The organism is Flavobacteriales bacterium TMED191 (genome assembly GCA_002171975.2).
Classification (GTDB): domain Bacteria; phylum Bacteroidota; class Bacteroidia; order Flavobacteriales; family TMED113.
Genome location: NHIO02000042.1, coordinates 20784 through 40206, shown reverse-complemented (window position 1 = coordinate 40206; position 19423 = coordinate 20784). Strand labels below are relative to the sequence as shown.

General features: G+C 28.5%; 13 protein-coding genes. 6 read left to right on the top strand and 7 right to left on the bottom strand.

Annotated features, from left to right (window positions below):
* The first annotated feature begins 1 nt into the window (after position 1).
* Entirely contained in the window at positions 2-571 is a 570-nt protein-coding gene (gene efp / locus CBD51_005145) for an elongation factor P (GenBank protein ID RPG58476.1), read from the top strand.
* A gap of 1 nt (position 572) precedes the next feature.
* Here efp and CBD51_005140 read toward each other — a convergent pair whose 3' ends face one another.
* From CBD51_005140 to CBD51_005125, 4 genes are read right to left on the bottom strand one after another with little or no spacing between them, the layout of a single operon-like run.
* On the bottom strand, positions 573-3971 hold the full coding sequence (locus CBD51_005140) for a T9SS C-terminal target domain-containing protein (protein ID RPG58475.1): 3399 nt from the start codon (positions 3969-3971) through the stop codon (positions 573-575).
* 54 nt (positions 3972-4025) lie between these two features.
* Complete coding sequence (locus CBD51_005135; protein RPG58474.1) at positions 4026-5462, bottom strand: O-antigen ligase family protein; 1437 nt, start codon at positions 5460-5462, stop codon at positions 4026-4028.
* Complete coding sequence (locus tag CBD51_005130; protein ID RPG58473.1) at positions 5449-6459, bottom strand: hypothetical protein; 1011 nt, start codon at positions 6457-6459, stop codon at positions 5449-5451. Before CBD51_005130 ends, CBD51_005135 begins: the two co-directional genes overlap by 14 nt.
* A gap of 37 nt (positions 6460-6496) precedes the next feature.
* Complete coding sequence (locus CBD51_005125) at positions 6497-7951, bottom strand: hypothetical protein (protein ID RPG58472.1); 1455 nt, start codon at positions 7949-7951, stop codon at positions 6497-6499.
* Positions 7952-8030: 79 nt separating this feature from the next.
* Between CBD51_005125 and CBD51_005120 the strand changes: the two genes are divergently transcribed.
* The 3 genes from CBD51_005120 to CBD51_005110 are packed head-to-tail and all read left to right on the top strand — an operon-like array spanning position 8031 to position 12269.
* A complete protein-coding gene (locus tag CBD51_005120; GenBank protein RPG58471.1) occupies positions 8031-9155 on the top strand; it encodes a glycosyltransferase family 1 protein in 1125 nt (374 codons plus the stop codon).
* Positions 9145-9765: a ribonuclease HII gene (locus tag CBD51_005115; protein RPG58470.1), complete on the top strand. Its 621-nt coding sequence runs from the start codon at positions 9145-9147 to the stop codon at positions 9763-9765. Before CBD51_005120 ends, CBD51_005115 begins: the two co-directional genes overlap by 11 nt.
* Positions 9762-12269: a hypothetical protein gene (locus CBD51_005110; protein ID RPG58469.1), complete on the top strand. Its 2508-nt coding sequence runs from the start codon at positions 9762-9764 to the stop codon at positions 12267-12269. Before CBD51_005115 ends, CBD51_005110 begins: the two co-directional genes overlap by 4 nt.
* Here the strand turns inward: CBD51_005110 and CBD51_005105 are convergent.
* A complete protein-coding gene (locus CBD51_005105) occupies positions 12262-13155 on the bottom strand; it encodes a LysM peptidoglycan-binding domain-containing protein (protein ID RPG58468.1) in 894 nt (297 codons plus the stop codon). The two genes, CBD51_005110 and CBD51_005105, sit on opposite strands and share 8 nt — an antisense overlap.
* Positions 13152-14111, bottom strand: coding sequence for a pyridoxal-phosphate dependent enzyme (locus CBD51_005100; GenBank protein ID RPG58467.1), 960 nt, complete (start codon positions 14109-14111; stop codon positions 13152-13154). Before CBD51_005100 ends, CBD51_005105 begins: the two co-directional genes overlap by 4 nt.
* Between CBD51_005100 and CBD51_005095 the strand changes: the two genes are divergently transcribed.
* Both CBD51_005095 and CBD51_005090 read left to right on the top strand, forming a co-directional pair.
* On the top strand, positions 14092-14562 hold the full coding sequence (locus CBD51_005095; GenBank protein RPG58466.1) for a hypothetical protein: 471 nt from the start codon (positions 14092-14094) through the stop codon (positions 14560-14562). The two genes, CBD51_005100 and CBD51_005095, sit on opposite strands and share 20 nt — an antisense overlap.
* Before the next feature lie 164 nt (positions 14563-14726).
* On the top strand, positions 14727-16721 hold the full coding sequence (locus CBD51_005090; GenBank protein ID RPG58465.1) for a urocanate hydratase: 1995 nt from the start codon (positions 14727-14729) through the stop codon (positions 16719-16721).
* On the opposite strand, the gene CBD51_005085 is transcribed toward CBD51_005090, so the two are convergent.
* The gene (locus tag CBD51_005085; protein ID RPG58464.1) at positions 16708-19341 is read right to left on the bottom strand and encodes an alanine--tRNA ligase; all 2634 of its coding nucleotides are present in this window, start codon (positions 19339-19341) and stop codon (positions 16708-16710) included. The genes CBD51_005090 and CBD51_005085 overlap by 14 nt on opposite strands.
* Positions 19342-19423 lie beyond the last annotated feature (82 nt).

Here is a 19423-nt window from a genome sequence, read left to right as displayed (position 1 = left end):
TATGGCAACAACAGCAGATTTTAAAAACGGATTATGTATCAAACATAATGGAGATTTATGGAAAATTGAATCCTTTCAACATGTCAAACCTGGTAAGGGACCAGCATTTGTGAGAACAAAAATTAGGAACCTTAATACATCTAGAGTTCTTGAAAATACATTTACTGCTGGTGTAAAAATAGAAATAGTAAGAATCGAAAATAGATCCTATCAATTTCTTTATCAAGAAGGTGCTGAAACATTCCACTTTATGAATCAAAAAGACTTTGAGCAAATTGCAATTCAAAAAGATTTAATAAATGCTCCACAATACTTAAAAGAAGGAAGTACTGTTGAAATCATGTTTCATGCAGAACAAGAAAAACCACTTTCTTGTACACTACCATTAAATGTAAATTTAAAAATAGAATTTACTGAGCCTGGCGAAAAGGGGAATACAGCTACTAATGCTCTAAAACCTGCAACAACAGAAACAGGAGCAGAAGTAAGAGTCCCTCTATTTATTAATCAAGGAGATATTGTTAAAATCGACACAAACTCTGGAAATTATTTAGAAAGAGTTAAACAATAAGCTATTGTATAACTAAAAAATCTCTTGCAAATTTATTACCCTGATTTATTTCAAGTACATAGAATCCAGATGCAAGATTTGACTTAAAAATCTTATCAAAACTTTCATCAGTTGAATTATAATATATTAACCTTCCAGAAGGTTCAAAAATCTTAATTACAGTTTTGAAAAAATTAGAAGTTTCAAAAGAAATAATAGAATGGTCAGAAAAAGGATTTGGATAAATTGAGTAACTAAATAGGTCTTCTTCATCCAAACCTATACCATCACATGCATCACCAGTACCTCCAGGATTATCAAAATCTTCTTGAGCAGGATTTGCGTCCTCAGGGCAGTTATCAAACATATTGCAAACTCCATCACCGTCTAAATCTCCAATTATAAGTTGACCAAAAGAAGGATTATAACTTCCGTCATCTAAGAATTCTACCTCATCAATATAATCAGCACAATAACCTAAACAATCATATGCCCCCCCCAAAGAAATACTCGGGTAATTACCACAATCATTTAAATAACAATACTCACAAGAACCATCATCAATATCAGCCCAAAAATCATAATTACATGCAGCATATCCTGGATAAAGAGAGTTATATGGGTCTCCATTAATTTCTGATAAATATCCATTATCCGTACAACCCTCTTGACCTCCATCTCCTCCAGATGAATTGTTATCACAATTATTACCAATGCCATCTCCGTCAGAGTCAGTTTGCAAGGGATTAGAGAAAAGTGAATAATCAAAATCATCTATGCAATCTTGAATACCATCCGACCCTAAATCACCTGTTAAATTATTATAATTATCTTCAATAAGGTAGTTAGGAGAAGTTAAATTAGGAAAACAATTATCAAGGGAAGAAAAACTAATTTCTGGACAATCCTGGCTTATTAAATTATAATTTAAATCGTAGCAATGAACAGGTGCCCAATCACATGCTCCATCATCATCACAGTCATATAAGCATTGACCCTGACAATCTAAATAAGATTGACCGAAAATATCTTCCGGGTATTCACATGGATTTTGAAATTCTTCCATTGAAAATTGATTTACATTTGCAAATGGCATATAATTACATGCAGCTAAACCTGGTATTCTTGACCACTGATGATTCCCATCATCTAAACAACCATAATAAATACATAAACCATCATCTATTTCTGCCTCGGAGTCGTAGTTGTCAGCTGGAAACCCAGGATTAGGTGACCAATCCTGAAACCCATCATCCATACATCCTTCAGCTGGTGTACAAGCATCACAATCATTGTTAATATTATCTAGACAAGTTGCCGCATAACTTGAGTCATTGGCCTCTTGTTCACAAGGTTGCTGAGCAACTGCCCAAGAATATGATAAATTAGCAAAATATGCTTCAGATCCAGTTTGCCAATCCCAATATGCTTGGTTGTTTAAATTTAATGAATCAAAACTCCAGTATCCCTCAATTTTTCCTGAATTATTATTATTAATTAATTCATCTAGTATGTTCAAAGTATTATTATTTAATCCTAGTACACCATTAGGTGTGTCATCATCATCATTTAAGATATTATCATTATCAATATCATCATCATTATCATTGCAGTTAGAAACACATTGTAAACCTTGATACTCACCGTCACCATCAATATCATCATCTTCACTATTTATTATACCATCGCCATCAATATCATTGTATAATCTTGCTTTAATTTCATAATTAGATAAAGCTCTACTCCAAATTCGAACTTCGTCAATTTTACCAGGCCAAGAAGTACCAATTTGATTGTCATTACTAGCTCCAATCTTATTAAAAGAAGAATTATTTATTAAGTTAAAAATTGGTGCCGGAGAATATAAGCCAGTACTAGATTGTTGTACCATAAAACCATCAATATAGATTTTTGTAGAATTTGAGCAAAAAACAACAGTGACATGTTTTCTTGCAGTACAAGAATTATCTGCATACCAATCATATGTGTCCAGATTTAGAAGAGTACCTTCAGGAGGCACCATATAAATTGCATTGGTTGAATTTTGATCATAACAATCTCCTTCTGAACAATTTAATGGAAAATCTGCTCCTTCGTAATAAGCTTGTAAACCTTTAACTCCATTTCTCCATCTTATTACATATCGGGAATTATTTGAAGAGCCTAAATCTACTAAGTATGACCACTCAGATGATGATCCATTTTCTAATTGATCTGTGCTCATCCAAAAAGAAATAGTTACTCCCGTAGCATCTTCAAAACCTAAATCATCTAAATATAAACCATCATTCATATTTGAAAAATCAACACTTGAATAATAATTACAAGAACCATCATCCTCTGTTGCAGAATTGGAAAAATTATGCGCTAAATTATCTGTGCACCCTTCAACTTCATCTATATCTAAAACACCATCACCATCATCGTCAGGGTCGCAATCCTCAATTTCATATCCATCAATATTTCCTATTCCGTCATTATCAAAATCTAGTTGATCAGGATTAAAGAATTCAGAACAATTATCAATTACATCACACACATCATCACCATCGATGTCAATACATGTTCCATCACAAAAATATCCAATAGGTGCATATTCACATGCTTCTGGATTAGAAACATTCGCTTCAGAATTAAAATTACATGCCAGCTCATCAATACAATCAATAACTACTGGTATACATGAGCCATCATCAGTGTTAGCTAAAATATCAAAATTAAAAGCAGTATCATCGGTACATCCTAATACTACTGGATTTATACAAGAACCATCATCCTCAGTTGCAAACTGATCAAACTCTAAGTATGATGCATCTGTACAGCCATATATCTCCATTAAATCACAAACTCCATCACTATCCAAATCAACACAGGAACCATCACAATTAAAACCAAATACTGGATATTCACAGGAATATATAACATCAATGATTATTTCACTAGAAATTAATACTGAAATTTGATTGGTATTATATGAGTTGGGTAAAGAAACTGCATAATCAATTGCATCAGCAAGATTTGCTGAAAGAGTATAAAGACTAATTGAAGCATCATTAGTTCTTTTAACAAAAAAATAAATTGTCTCATCTGGTATAAAACCATCAATTTCTAAGGTGAGAGGATCATCGCCAAAAACATCAATTACAGTATTAACACCTTGATATGTTGTAAGTCCTGCGCAGTAATAGCCGCCATCATCTAACAAGACAAAAGCACCAATTTGATCATTAATTTCAAAATTATTTGGCAAATTACTAATGATTCCAATATTCATACTAAGACCTGTATTTACAGGCTCTTCGAAAATAGGAGGTTGAAAAGAAGGATTATAATTACACGAATTAACATCTGGGCATCCAGAATTTTGAGCATAAAAAGAAATATAAATCAAACTAAAAACAAGAGATAAAAAATTTTTCATACCAAATTAATTTTGAACTAATGTTAAAAGTAAGAAAAATTGTTATCAAAATTATTAGTAAAGTGCTTTTTTGTTGTAAGCTAAATCAATAGAAACAACTATTGCAATAACAGCCCATATAGCTACAGAGGCCTTATCAGTATCTAAAAAGTTATTAAAAAAACCATGAATAAAATAACTCATTAGTGAAGTGAATATTGCTAATAACCAACGTTGAATATCAGGATCATTAATTTTATTAAAGAGTACAATTGTTCTAACCAGTATAACTCCAATAAGAGATAAAAACAATATCAGACCAATTACACCTGATTCACTCAAAGCACTTAAGTATTCACTATGTGCATTACCAGCATCTCCATAATTAGAACTAATAATTGTTTTATCACGAGAAAACTGAAAAGGAGCATAATGGAATTGATATGTACCTGGGCCCCATCCAAAAAGAGGTTTTTCCTTAAACATTTCTATAGCACATTTCCAACGATTTATTCTTTCCATATTAGATGCGTCAGTTGATATATTAGAAAGAGAAGTAAAATGTTCAATTAAATTATCTGAACTATCTTGTCTGTTATTTGATAAATGACCCAAAATAGTACTTTGAAAAAAAAATATAAAAGAAAATAAAACTAAAACTAAAGAAGCTAATGATTTTATTGAAAGTTTCAATTTCACAAGAATCGCCATAAAAGAAGCACATAGTAAACTAATCCATGCTGCTCTTGAAAATGATAAAATTAATCCTACGAAAAATATAAACAATAATATAAAAAGAAAACTTTGAACTAGTTTATTTTTATTATTTGATAAAAAAACTGCAATTAATAGAGGAATAAAAAAAGCAATCATTGCGCCATATGAAGTATGGTCGTTAAAAAACGGAGACATCATGTAGTGTGCTGACTGCTTGTCAAAAAAATACAAGTAATGTTTGAAAGTAGTGTATAAAATTACTATACTAAATGGTATCACATAAAGAAGAGTGAATTTAGAAAAATTTTTTTTTTCTTTTAAAAAAAACAACCCCAAAAGGAAAATAGGCAATATATACCATAATCTAGTTATAAATAATTTAAATGAAGTTGCAGGGATTGATGACGTAATACATGTTATAAGCATCCAAATCAAATAAAGTACTAATACAACGACAGTAGGATTATTAAAAATCTTTTTATATAAACTAAAACGATATATTAAATGCAGCATTACTAATAACATCAAGCCTAATAGTAAAGGTTCCGTAGGAAATGCCATTTCAAGCCCATTAAAATCAATACCCATATCTTTTAAGGACATGGAGAATGGAGTAAAAAAAATGACCGAATAAAATAAGAATCTAATGTGCCAAATAGCTAAGTAAAATAAAATTAAAATAAAAGGAGAAATCCATAAAATATAGTTTTCAATTGACAGAAAATATGTTAAACACAATAAAAATATTGATGAAACAAAAAAAGTTATTTTTTTATTAATATTATGACTTAACATCCTTCGGAGCAGTTACAATGTCTAAGACAGCAATTGATATAATAAATAATGTGATAACTGAAATTAAAGAACAAAAAACTATTAACCATCTTACAGGACTAGCCTTTTTATCTGCTGGATAAGCTCTATTTATGATAAACTTATTTTCAAGACTGTAATAAGTATCAACTTCTACCCTCTCTGATTCAAACTCTATCAAAGATAATTCATTTTCAATATTACGACTTTTTCTAAGTAGCATATCATGTAAACCTGCGTATTTAGCTAATTGGTTAAGTTCTTTCTTAATCCTACTCGCTCCTGACAAATTATTAGTAGACAATGCAATAGCATATTGTTCCGTTAAACGTTCGACTTGAGGAGTAGTACCAATAACACCATTTGATCTACAATATTGTAAGGAGTCCTGAATTAAATTCCTTTTTGTGTAGAGCAAAGCCTTTCTTTTATCTAAAACCGCTAGTGCTTGAAGTGCCCTATTTTTACGAATATTATTAACTACAACATCAATTAGAATTAAAAATTCATTCGCAATATTTGCAGCTATTTCAGGATCTTTGTCAAATACTATAATTTCTATAGAATTAAACTTTGTTTTTTTAAAACTAATTAGATCTTGATACATTTTAAATATATTTGTAATTGGATAATCTGAATCCATGTCTATATCATAGTGTTGAAACAAATCAAAACGATGAATGATAGAATCTCTTATTGGGTCTGAATTAAGAATTTGCAATAAATGCTCAGCTTCTTCTTCTTCGCCAAATTCTAAAACATCTTTTCTGTAAGGATTATGTTCAACCAATAATGCTTGTGAAATAGAATTTGTTGTAGTTGGGTAAATTACTACAGATGATTTAAATTTAGGTTCGATATGATATAGAGAAACATATGCACTTAAAAAAAAAGTTAAGACTAAAACAATAAAAAAAGATTTAACATTTTTATTTAATAAAAAAAATAACCATAAGAAATTAAAATCTTGATCTTTCATAAAAAATATTTTACGCCAAATATAAGCATAACTTAAATTATCTCATTTTTTTATCCATTAATAAATTAAAATCTGAAAAACTTAACATTTTAGTGACAAATCCCCAGATTAAACAAACAAAAGAATAAGAAATAATAATTAGTAATGGAGAGTCAATGAAAAATTGACTATAATAACCAAAAATTAATACACCTAAAGAAAATATAAGAGTCCTAAATAAAGTTAAACGTAAATTCAAATTAAAAACATAACAACATAAAACAAATTGTGCACATCCAGTTAAAGATTGAGTAACTAAACTTGCAATTGCGGATCCCCAAGCCATATATTTAGGAATTAAAATAATATTTAATACAACATTAATAATAAGACCTAAAGAAGCAATAATATTTAATTGTAATAAATTGCCATTAGCGGTTAAAAGTGTCCCAAATATATATGTAGATGAAACAAACAAAAAACAAGTCATTAAAATTATAAATATGTCAGAGGATTCGCTTAAATACTGATTATATCTAAAACTCATTATTTCATAACTATAGATGTATGAAAAAATGCTTATTGAGCAGGCACAAAACATTAGCATTTTAAAAGAACATTTAATAATCTCAGTTATAGAATCATTCATTTTGAGCATTCTAGATAAAATAGGTAACAATAAAGCAGCGAATAAATATGCAATCATATTAGATGCTTCAAAAAACCGATAAGCTTGTGCATAAATACCAGCTTGAATAGATTGATCATCTAACATTCTTTCAAGCATAACACTATCAATACGATAATATATAGACATTAATAAAATTAGAACTGCATAAGGAAAACTTCTTTTAAGAATTACTAATGCAAACGGCAAACTCCATTTAATGTTAAATGTTTTTGTTTTATTAATTAAAAGAGCAGCACAAAAAATAAGTGTAATTATATAGGCAATAGTTTGTGTGTAAACAAACCATTCAATTTGAAATGGTCTTGAAGTAACTCCGCCCCAAAGTAATAACGAACAAATAATAATTAACAAAACTCTATCAAGTACTGACACAAAACTATCCTGAATAAATAAGTGTAACCCGGCTAAGTTTGAACGCATATATAATATGAAAGCTACCAATGCTTGATTAATTGATAAGATGAACAATAATTTTAGTTGCATCATATTATAGCCAATAAAAACCGCGATAAATAAAGTAAGCAACAGATATATAAATACTAAAATAAAACGAAGAGTAATAATTCCAGAAAAATGTTTTTCAACTAAATGATGATGTTGAGCTATATTTTTAACATTATAGTTCGTAATACCTAAGTCAAGGATAATATTTAATAAAAAAGAAAAATTAATTAACGCGAAATAATTACCATAAACACTTGCCCCTACTCTATTTATAACTTCAGCATCAACTCCAAGAATGTAAAATGGTTTAATTAATAAATTTAATAATACGACCAAAAGTAAATTCCAAACAAATTTTTGTTTCACAAGTTTATATATTTATGATAACTTTTTTAAGTTAACGCAAAATATCTAATTATCATATCTATAATTATTAATAATTAATTAAATTGAGAAAGTGAGAATAGCTGTAAATACAAGATTACTTATAAAAAATAAATTAGATGGTATTGGAAGATATAGTTTTGAAGTACTAAAAAGGATCGTTGAATCACATCCTGATATTGAATTTCATTTTATATTTGACCGTCCATACTCAACTGACTTTATATTTTCAAAGAACATTAAACCACATGTTCTGCGTCCCTCAACTAGACATCCTTTCTTATGGTATTTTTGGTTTGAGGTTCAACTACCTAGACTGATAAATAAAATAAAACCAAATATATTTTTCTCTCCTGATGGATTTATGTCAACAAAGTTGAAACATATTCCAACAATTATCACAATACATGATATTAATTTTGAACACAGACCAAAAGATTTAAATTGGCTTCATAGTATATATTATAGAAAATACTTTCGACAGTACGCAAAAGAATCAAAACATATTATAACTGTGTCAAAATTTTCAAAAAAAGATATCATAAAAAATTATCATGTTTCTTCTGATAAAATTACAGTAGCATATAATGGAGTAGGAAGTAATTTTATTCCTTTGGAAAGGACTAAGCAAAAGATAATAAAAAAGAAATACAGTGACAATAAGGATTTTTTTCTTTTTATTGGCAGCCTTCATAAAAGAAAAAATATCAAAAACCTTCTTTCGGCTTTTGATATATATCAATCAAAAAATGGTAAAAATAAATTATTAATAATCGGTAAAAAAAAATGGTGGGATAGACAAACTGAAAACATCTATCAAAATATGCGATTTAAAGAAAAAGTAATTTTTTTAGGACAAATTAATGACGAGTTAATGGTTGATATTTTAGGATCCTCAAAAGCCTTGTGTTTTGTTTCATTATTTGAAGGATTTGGACTTCCTATTATTGAAGCTATGAAATGTAATGTGCCTGTTATCACATCAAATACAAGTGCTATGCCTGAGATTGCTGGAAATGCAGCACTAATAGTCAACCCAAATGATGTAAATGAAATATCTGATGCAATGTCTCAAATTGATAATGATTCAAAGTTGTCTAAAAAATTAATTTTAAAAGGCCAAAAAAAAATTCATAAATTCAAATGGGATATTACAGCGAATGTCATATATCAGGTACTATTAAAATATGCAAACTAAAATCAAACAATATCAATCTAAAGAACTAATATGTGGATGTGATGAAGCAGGTCGGGGGGCACTTGCAGGTCCAGTTGTAGCAGCAGCTGTTATTTTACCAAATAATTTTAAAAATTTCGGAATCAATGATTCAAAAAAATTATCGCAGAAAAATAGAATAAAATTAAGTGCCATAATAAAAAAAGAAAGTTGTGCATGGAGTGTTGGAATAGTAGACAATTCTGAAATTGATAAAATCAACATCCTAAATGCTTCAATAAAAGCTATGCACTTGGCAGTAACGAGGATAATAAAAAAAATTAAAACACCAAAAAAAATAAAATTACTTGTTGATGGAAATAGATTTCATAAATACAAAAATATCAATCACATATGTGTAATCAAAGGTGATCAAAAGTATTTATCTATTGCAGCTGCATCAATAATAGCTAAAACATATCGTGATGAATTTATGTGTAAATTAGATGGACAATATCCGAACTATATGTGGAAAAAAAATAAAGGATACCCAACGAAATCACACAAAGCAGCCATCATAAATAATGGTTCTAACAAGTATCATAGAACTAGTTTTAAATTATTTAACCAACAATACTCTTTAGATTTATGAAATATAAAAAATTCTTTCTTATTATCTTTGTATTGATATTTTACTCATGTCATTTCAATAAACAAAACAACATAATAAACATTAAAAATGCAATTCCTGTAAACTCAGACGTGATTTTTAAAGTTCATAATTGGAAAAAAATTGAAACAAAAGTTGAATCATTTGAATGGTGGAAGGAACTTAAAAACACAAAGCAATTTAAAGAAAATATTAATCTATTAAAAAATTTAAATCATCAATATCAAATCTCCACACTTTTTAATAGTCGGGAAATTTATTTAAGCGCAATTTTAGACATCAACAAGCAAGCTGAAATAATATTAATAACATCTATTTCCGACATTGAACAAAACAGAAATACTAATTTAGTAAGAGTTTTAAAAAGTAACCAAAACAAATCATACCTTTATGAAGGAGTTGAGATTAACATTATTGAAATTGATACTGATGAGGAAACAAAAAAAGATATTTTTATATCGTCATATAATAATGTTTTTTTGCTCAGTTTTTCTAAAATAATAATTGAAGAAAGTATTAGGCAATTAATACACAATAATAATATTTTTCAACACAACTCAATATATAAACTTGATCAAAATCTGCCAAAATATAGTGATGTAAATATTTTAGTCAAAACACAATTTCTTGAAAAACTAATTGACGAAAAAAATATTCTCCTAAATTCTAATAGTTGGTCATGGTTTGATGTAGAATTAGAAAATAATCATATACTTCTTAATGGTGTTACTAATAGAGGAGATAATAAATACCTTGAAAATAGTAAATACAGTGATGCAAAAAGATCTAAAGTTCAAGATTTGATTCCTCGTCATATCGGTCGATTCTACAATTATCAAATTAAAAATAATTATGACTTAAATAATATTCTTTCCATTATTAATAAGAATACAACTATAAACAACTACCAACTATTACATAATAGTTGGCAAGCAGAAGAAATTTGTGTTGCCTATAATAAATCAGAACCTACAAAAAAAGATTACATAATAATTAAAGTAAATAAAATAAAAGAAAGTTTAGAGTTTTTAACATCTCATCATGAAGATAATTTCACCACAATTAAATATTTTGATTACAACATAAATAAAATAAACTCTGATGAATTAAGTACGGAAAATTGGCTTAAAAAATTAATTAATCCATGGTCAGAAAAATACTATATCAATTTTCAGAATTATATTATTATTTGCAACAACTCTAAAGAATTAAAGTCTATGATTAATAATATCATTGCAAAGCAAACAATTGGCCAAAGCAAAGCAATACAAATAATTGACAAAAAATTAGGCACAAAATCACATACATCCACTTATATTAATTTTAACAATCTAGAGAAAAATTGGAAGCAAATATTTAATTCTGTGGTAGTTAAAAATATTGCATCTCAAGATTACTTCTTTAATTCATTATTTTTTTTATATGACTACTCGAAAATCAGCAATCCTACTATATGGAATTTTAATTTAAAAAATGAAACAAATTATACCCCCCAAATAGTAACTAACCACTATACCCAAAAATTTGAAATTTTTACTCAAGATATAGAAAATAATATCTATTTGATTGATAGTAAAGGAAAACAAATATGGATTAAACAAATTGGCAATTCTATTATTGGTGAAATACATCAAATTGATATTTTTAACAATAACAAACTTCAATATCTTTTCAACACAAAAGATTCAATTTATGCAATTGACAGAAATGGCAATTATGTTAAACCATTTCCTATTAAAAGTAAGAATCCAATGTCTGTTCCATTAGCACTTTTTGATTATGATAATAATAAAAATTATAGAATACTCGTACCAATGCAAAATGAACTTGTAATGTATGATAAAAAAGGTAATGTCGTTTCTGGATGGGAATTTAATAGTAGCAAGTCAAATATTTCTACTTCACCTGAACATTTTCAAATATTTAATAAAGATTACATTGTCATCAATGAAGAAAATGGAAAAATTCACCTACTTAATAGAAAAGGTCAAAAAAGAACAGATGTCAAACAAAAAATTTATAAATCTAAACTACGACCAAGCCTAATCAAGGGAAATAGTATTAACGATAGTAAATTAATCATTAAAGAAAAAAATGGTAAAATGACATACCTGTATTTTAATGGACTTACAGATAGTTTAAAAATTCAAAATATGAAGGAAGGTGATTTCTATGAAAAAAATGAAAATTACACAATTGTCATTAATAATTCTAAAGTTGTATATGAATCAAAAGAAAATCAATTTGAATATAATTTTAAAAACTCAAAACTTAGTGCTCCTAAGATATTTTTTCAAAATGACTCATTGTTGCTTGCAATTCAAAATCAATCTGAAAACCTAATTTATTTATTAAATCAAAATGGAGATTTACAAACAAAGCCTTTTTATGGTACTACTGACTTTAATATAGTTAAGGTAAATTCCAATATTAACATGATAGTGGGAAGTTACGAAGGTGTATTATATAATTATAAAATTAATTAAATTTTATTTTTTTTCTTAGATTTAACTTTTGACCTACATAAGGTTCAGATCCTAAAGACATCCTATTCAATTTATATAGATTTTTTAATTTTATTCCATATAATTGTGAAATAGTATACATTGAATCACCTCTAATAACTACATGATAATTCTGGGCGCCCTTTTTTCTTTTAGGTTGTAAATAAATTTTCTCACCTGAACTTAAAATACGATCACTATTACACTCATTATATTTTAAAATCTCCCACAACCAGACGTCATATTTTTCAGCGATATCATTCAATGACTGACCATCTTGCACAACAACATATTTGATGAAATTTTGCTCAGATATATTTAAGGAAGGTTTAAAAGTATAATTGCCTTTTTTAAATTTGGTTTTTTTCTTTGGTTTTTTTGTGTCGTACTGGTCTAAGCTATAATTTTTTACTAATTCAATTAGTTTTTTAGAATATGTTTTACTAGTTGCATAGCCTGCCTGCTGCAATCCTTTTGCCCAACCTTTATAATCTGTTTTTCTTAGTTCAAATAAAAATGAATATCTTTTCCTTTCTGCTAAAAAAAGAGAATGATCTCTAAAGGACTCAATTGGGCTATTGTATTTTCTAAAACACTCTTGTTTTTCATCATCATCATGATATGTTTTTAAGCCATTCCATTTAACATGACATTTTATACCAAAGTGATTATTAGACTCAACTGCCAAGGCACTTGTTCCACTACCAGATTCTAAAATACCTTGTGCTAAAGTTATACTTGCAGGAATTTGATAAAGATGCATCTCTTGAATTGCGATATCTTTGAATTTTTTTATGTAATCTTTAGGGGTTTGAGAAGAACACAAGGCAAAAAAAGCAATCAATATATATAAGAATTTTATTTTCATTTAGATAAATTAAAACCATTAATTCCTTGTAAACCACCACTATGCAAAACAACAATGCGTGATTTTTTTTTAAAATAATCCTTTTGAATGAGATTAAAGAGATTAAAAAAAAGCTTGCCCATATAAATAAAATCTAATTGTATGCTATGGGCAAATTTAAATTGCCCAATAAATTTAATTAAATTACTATTAATCTTACTATAGCCTCCAAAATATTTATCTGGTAAAATTTTCCAATTATTATATGATGCGGGTGAACAATATTTTAAAATATTATTTTTTTGTTCTGTGACTTTGGGAAATGGCGCAAAACCAATAAATTGACACTTATTATTTAATGACTTAATAATGCCTGAAGAAGTACATCCTGTACCTACTGAACAACAAAAGTAATCAAAGTCAAAAGAAATCTCTTCAACAATTTCTTGACATCCTCTAACACCATAAATATTATTACCACCTTCAGGTATTAAATAAAAATCTCCATTTTTTTTTCTAAAATCATTTAATAATTGATTATGGTATTTTTGTTTACGATATGTCAATCTATCTAAGAAGATGAGTTTCATTTTGTTTTTTTTACAATCAGACAAGGTTGAATTTAAAATATTTGGCTCGTCACCTCTAACAACCCCCACTGAGTCAAATCCCATTTTATTACAAGCATAACTAAGGGCATGTAAATGGTTAGAATATGCACCCCCAAAACTCAAAATAGTACTTAATCCCTTGTTCGATGCTTCTTTGAAATTATACTTCAGTTTTCTCCACTTATTTCCTGAAATAATTTCATGAATTAAATCATCTCTTTTAATAAATAATTCTATTTCTTTTTCGTGTAAAAGATGACTATTTATTTTAGTGATAGTGCTGGGAATACTTAAATTCAATATATTTATTATTATATTAATAATTATTTTTATTAAAAAATAAACTATGTTATTTGAAAGACTAATTTACTCATTATTATTACTTTCTTTAGCTATAACTTTAAATAGTTGTTCAAAAGGAATATGTTATAATTGTGCAACTTACGACATGTTAACATTTAACGGGAATCTCCAAAATGTAAAAGACTCCGTATTTTGTTGTCAAAATGATGATACTTGGGAGGAAATTTCTTGGGGAAAACTCATCACCTCTGGTGAAGATTTAGATCAAAATGGTATTCCTGACAGTTATGTTGAAGCAAATGAGTTAAATGGAGCAAATCTATCTACAATTGATTTAAGTATTTACACAACTGGAGTTCGAATAGTAGAAAACACTGACCTTGATGGAGATGGAGTCCTAAATCAAAATGATTCTGATATTGATGGTGATTCAGTTCCTAACTATAATGACACTAGTCCATATGGCACATTTGATAATTATATTATTGAGTATATTGTTTGTACTGAGCTTTAGTAATAATTTGAAATGAAAAAACCAAAAGGTGTGGAAAATTTAACTACTGAAGACTATTATCTCAGTAAAGAAGGCTATATAGTCTTTACAGAAAAATATCACTTAAAAAGAGGTTATTGTTGTAAGTCTAATTGTATGCATTGTCCATATTCAATAAAAAATATATGAAAAAAAACATTTTTTTTAACACAATAAAAAGCGGTATTCCAAATAAACTACCCAAAAAACAAAAACTTAACAACAAGGTAAATCATGCACCTGCAAAACAGCACAATTTAAATTCGGCTGAGATAAAATTAGCATTACAAAATGCGCTAAGATATTTTCCTCAAACAAAACATCGAATACTAATCAAAGAATTTAAAAAAGAGTTAAATGATTTTGGAAAAATATATATGTATCGTTTTAAACCTAAATATAATATTATAGCTCGGGACATAAATAATTTTCCTCATAAATCAAAACAAGCTGCTGCAATTATGCTCATGATTTGTAATAATCTTGACAAAAAAATAGCTCAACACCCCGATGAACTAATTACATATGGTGGTAATGGTTCCGTTTTTCAAAACTGGGCTCAATATTTATTAACCATGCAATACCTATCTGAAATGACCGACGAACAAACATTAGTGTTGTATTCGGGGCATCCATTAGGCTTATTTCCCTCCCATCAAAATGCACCACGCGTTGTAGTAACAAATGGCATGATGATACCTAATTATTCGAATCCAAAAGATTATAATAAATATAATGCTTTAGGAGTTACGCAATATGGACAAATGACAGCAGGCTCCTTTATGTATATCGGACCTCAAGGCATTGTTCATGGTACCACAATTACTATTCTCAATGCTAGTCGTATGTTAAAAACTAAATCAACTAAAACAAAATTATTTCTTTCCTCTGGTTTAGGGGGTATGAGTGGAGCACAACCAAAAGCAGCTAAAATTGCAGGTTTAATAAGTCTAACTGTTGAAGTTAACAAGAAAGCTATTGAAAAAAGATTGGAACAAGGGTGGATTGATGAAATGATTCTTGACTTAGACAAATTAATTAAAAGAATCAGGCATGTTCAACAAGAAAGGCAAATTATTGCTATAGGATTTTTAGGTAACATTATAGATGTTTGGGAAAAACTATATAATGAGGAAATATTTATTGATATTGCTAGCGACCAAACCTCCTTACACAACCCTTTTCAGGGAGGATATTATCCTAATGGCATTTCTTTTGCTCAAGCTAATAAAATGATTAAAACAGATCCATCTAAATTTAAAAAACTTGTACAAAAGTCACTTATAAAACATGTGAATATCATCAATAAACATGTAAAAAGAGGCACATATTTCTTTGATTATGGAAATGCTTTTTTACTAGAAGCAAAACGGGCTGGTGCAAATATCATTAATTCTAAAGGCAACTTTATTTATCCATCCTATGTTCAAGATATTATGGGTCCATTGTGTTTTGATTACGGTTTTGGTCCATTCAGATGGATCTGCGCGTCTAACAAAATAACTGATTTAGAAAAAACAGATCTAATTGCAGAAAAAGTTTTAGAAAAATTAATAAAAGTCGCAGAAAAAGATATCCGTGTCCAAATGCAAGACAATATTGACTGGATAAAAGCTGCAAAAAAAAATCGACTAGTTGTTGGATCAAAAGCAAGAATTTTATACGCAAATAGTGATGGTCGAATTGCAATAGCCTTGGCATTTAATAAAGCTATAAAAAACGGCGAGATTGGACCAATTATCATAGGACGAGACCATCATGGTGTTTCAGGAACTGACTCACCATATAGAGAAACATCTAATATATATGATGGTTCTCAATATACATCTGATATGGCTATTCATAATGTAATTGGAGATAGTTTCAGAGGAGCATCATGGGTTTCTATTCATAATGGGGGTGGTGTTGGATGGGGAGAAGTAATTAATGGGGGTTTTGGCTTATTACTTGACGGAAGTAAACAAGCTGAAAAAAATTTAAAAAGCATGTTACATTGGGATGTAAATAACGGTATCGCAAGACGTTCCTGGGCCAGAAATGAAGGTGCAATTAAAGCAATTAAAACTGCTATGAAAAAAGAAAAACTCCTTAAAATTACACTGCCAAATATTGTAGCAGAAGACTTAATTAAAAAGATTTAAGCAGTTCCTTCAAAGCAACAATCATCTTGTTTATTCCAGACTCTTTATTTCCAGAAGCAACTGCAAAAAATGGCTGACCACCACCTTTTGCATTAATATGATGTCCAATATCATTGATGATATTAGAAGCATTAATTTTTTTTGACGCAACTAATTTTTTACTAATAGCAATATTTATAATAATTTTATTATTCCATTTTGTAATAATAGCTGCAAAGATGTTGTCAAACTTTTCAATTAGTTGAAAACAAATATTTTTCATAACACCAGGCTCAACTTCTAATTCAGAAACTAAAAGCTTGTAACCATAAAAATCAACTATTTCATCAAACATGCTTTGAGTTAATTCTGCCAAATTTGACTTTTTAACTTTTTCTGACAAATTATTTAACTCTTTGTTTTCATGAATTATTTTTTTTAGAGAATTAATTAAATTATCTGAGTTGTTGAATAACATCTTGATTTCTGAAAGAGTATTTAGCTGAGAATTAATAAAATTAATTGCCCCACTACTTGTAACTGCCTCAATTCTTCTAACTCCAGCAGCCACGGAAGACTCATTAGTAATTTTAAACAGTCCTATTTCGGCGGTATTATTTACATGAGTACCTCCACAAAGCTCTATTGAGTTTCCAAATTTAATAACCCGAACATTATTACCATATTTTTCCCCAAATAAAGCAATTGCACCCATATCTTTAGCCTTCTGAATTTCTAATCTTCTAAATTCATTTAAATCTAAACCAGAAATGACTAATTTATTTACTTTTTCTTCAATTTGGAATATTTGATCCGCACTTAACTTATCAAAGTGGGAAAAATCAAATCGTAAATAATCTGAATCAATATACGAACCCTTTTGCTCAACGTGATCGCCTAATAATTGTCTTAATTCATGGTGCAATAAATGCGTAGAAGAATGGTTTCGAGATATTAAACTTCTTTTTTCATAATCTGGAATTAGTGTATATTCGTTCTCTTTTAGGTTATTAGGAATGGAATCAACAATATGAATAATAATATTATTTTCTTTTTTTGTATCTGTTACAATTATTTCTTGCTTCTCAATATCTGTTTCACATGACTTAATCACTCCAGAGTCTCCAACTTGACCACCTCCCTCAGGATAAAATGGTGTTTTATCAAATACAATATGATATTTCTCTTGATCATTAAATATCACTTTTCTGTACTTAACAATTTTAGCAATATGAAGCTGACACTCATAACCTACAAACCCCACAATTGGAACTGAATGCACATCAACCCAATCCCCAAAATTTATTTCTGATGCAGATCTAGAACGAGATTTTTGTTTTTGCATTTCAGTATCAAATTCGGATTGATTAAATGACAAACCCTTTTCTTTTAATATTAAAGCAGTTAAGTCAGGAGGAAAACCATATGTATCATATAGTACAAAGGCATCTTTACCTGACATTATATTATTGTCATTTAATTTATTTATCGAAACTTTAATTAATTCTAAACCCTTACCTAAGGTATTTAAAAATAATTTTTCTTCTTGTTTGATAATAGTTTTAATTAGTGTCTTTTGATTAGATATTTCTGGAAAAAAATTATTGAATTGTTTAGCCAAAAAATCAACTAAATTATGTAAAAAGGGTGTTTTAAAACCTAAATAGTTATAACCATATCTTACAGCTCTTCTTAAAATTCTTCTTATTACATAACCCGCACCTGTGTTGCCAGGTAATTGTCCATCTGCAATGGAAAAAACAATTGCTCTGATATGATCTACAATTACACGAATTGCTATATCAGTATTTGTACGTTCCCCATATTTTACACTTGCAGTATTTGCAACATAATTTATTAAATCTTGAAAAAGATCTGTGTCATAAGTAGATTGTTTGTTTTGCATCACCATACATAATCTTTCAAAACCCATACCCGTATCTACATGTTTTTTAGGCAATAGTTCTAATTGTCCGTTTTTTTTCCTATTGAACTCAATAAAAACAATATTCCAAATTTCAATAACTTTAGGATGATCTTGATTTACAAGATCTCTAGCATTTATTCCTTTTTTTTCAGACTCATGTCTAAGATCAATATGTATCTCAGTAGAGGGACCACAAGGACCAACCTGTCCCATCTCCCAAAAATTATCTTCTTTATTTCCTGCAATAATTCTATCTTCGTTTAAAATACTTTTCCAATTTTTTTTTGTTTCAGTATCTGAGTCTAAATTCTGTTTTTCATCACCCTTGAAATATGTTACATATAATTGATCTGGAGGTATAGCCAATTCTTGTGTTAAAAAAGACCAGGCTAACCTTATAGCTTCATATTTAAAATAATCACCAAAAGACCAATTTCCCAACATTTCGAACATTGTGTGATGATATGTATCGTGCCCTACCTCTTCTAAGTCATTATGTTTGCCAGAAACACGTAGGCATTTTTGACTATTAACTACCTTAGACTCTTTAATAATTTGATTGCCTAAAAAAAAATCTTTAAACTGATTCATTCCAGCATTAACAAATAAAAGAGTGGGGTCATTTTTAAGCACTATAGGAGAAGATGGTTGAAATACATGATTTTTTGATTTAAAAAACTCTATAAATTTTTTCCTAACTTCTGAAGATTTCATGTTTAAACAAATTGAAGAACAAATTTAAACTTATTTAGTAATAAATTCATTAAAAATAATTCCATAAATTTACAAACTATTT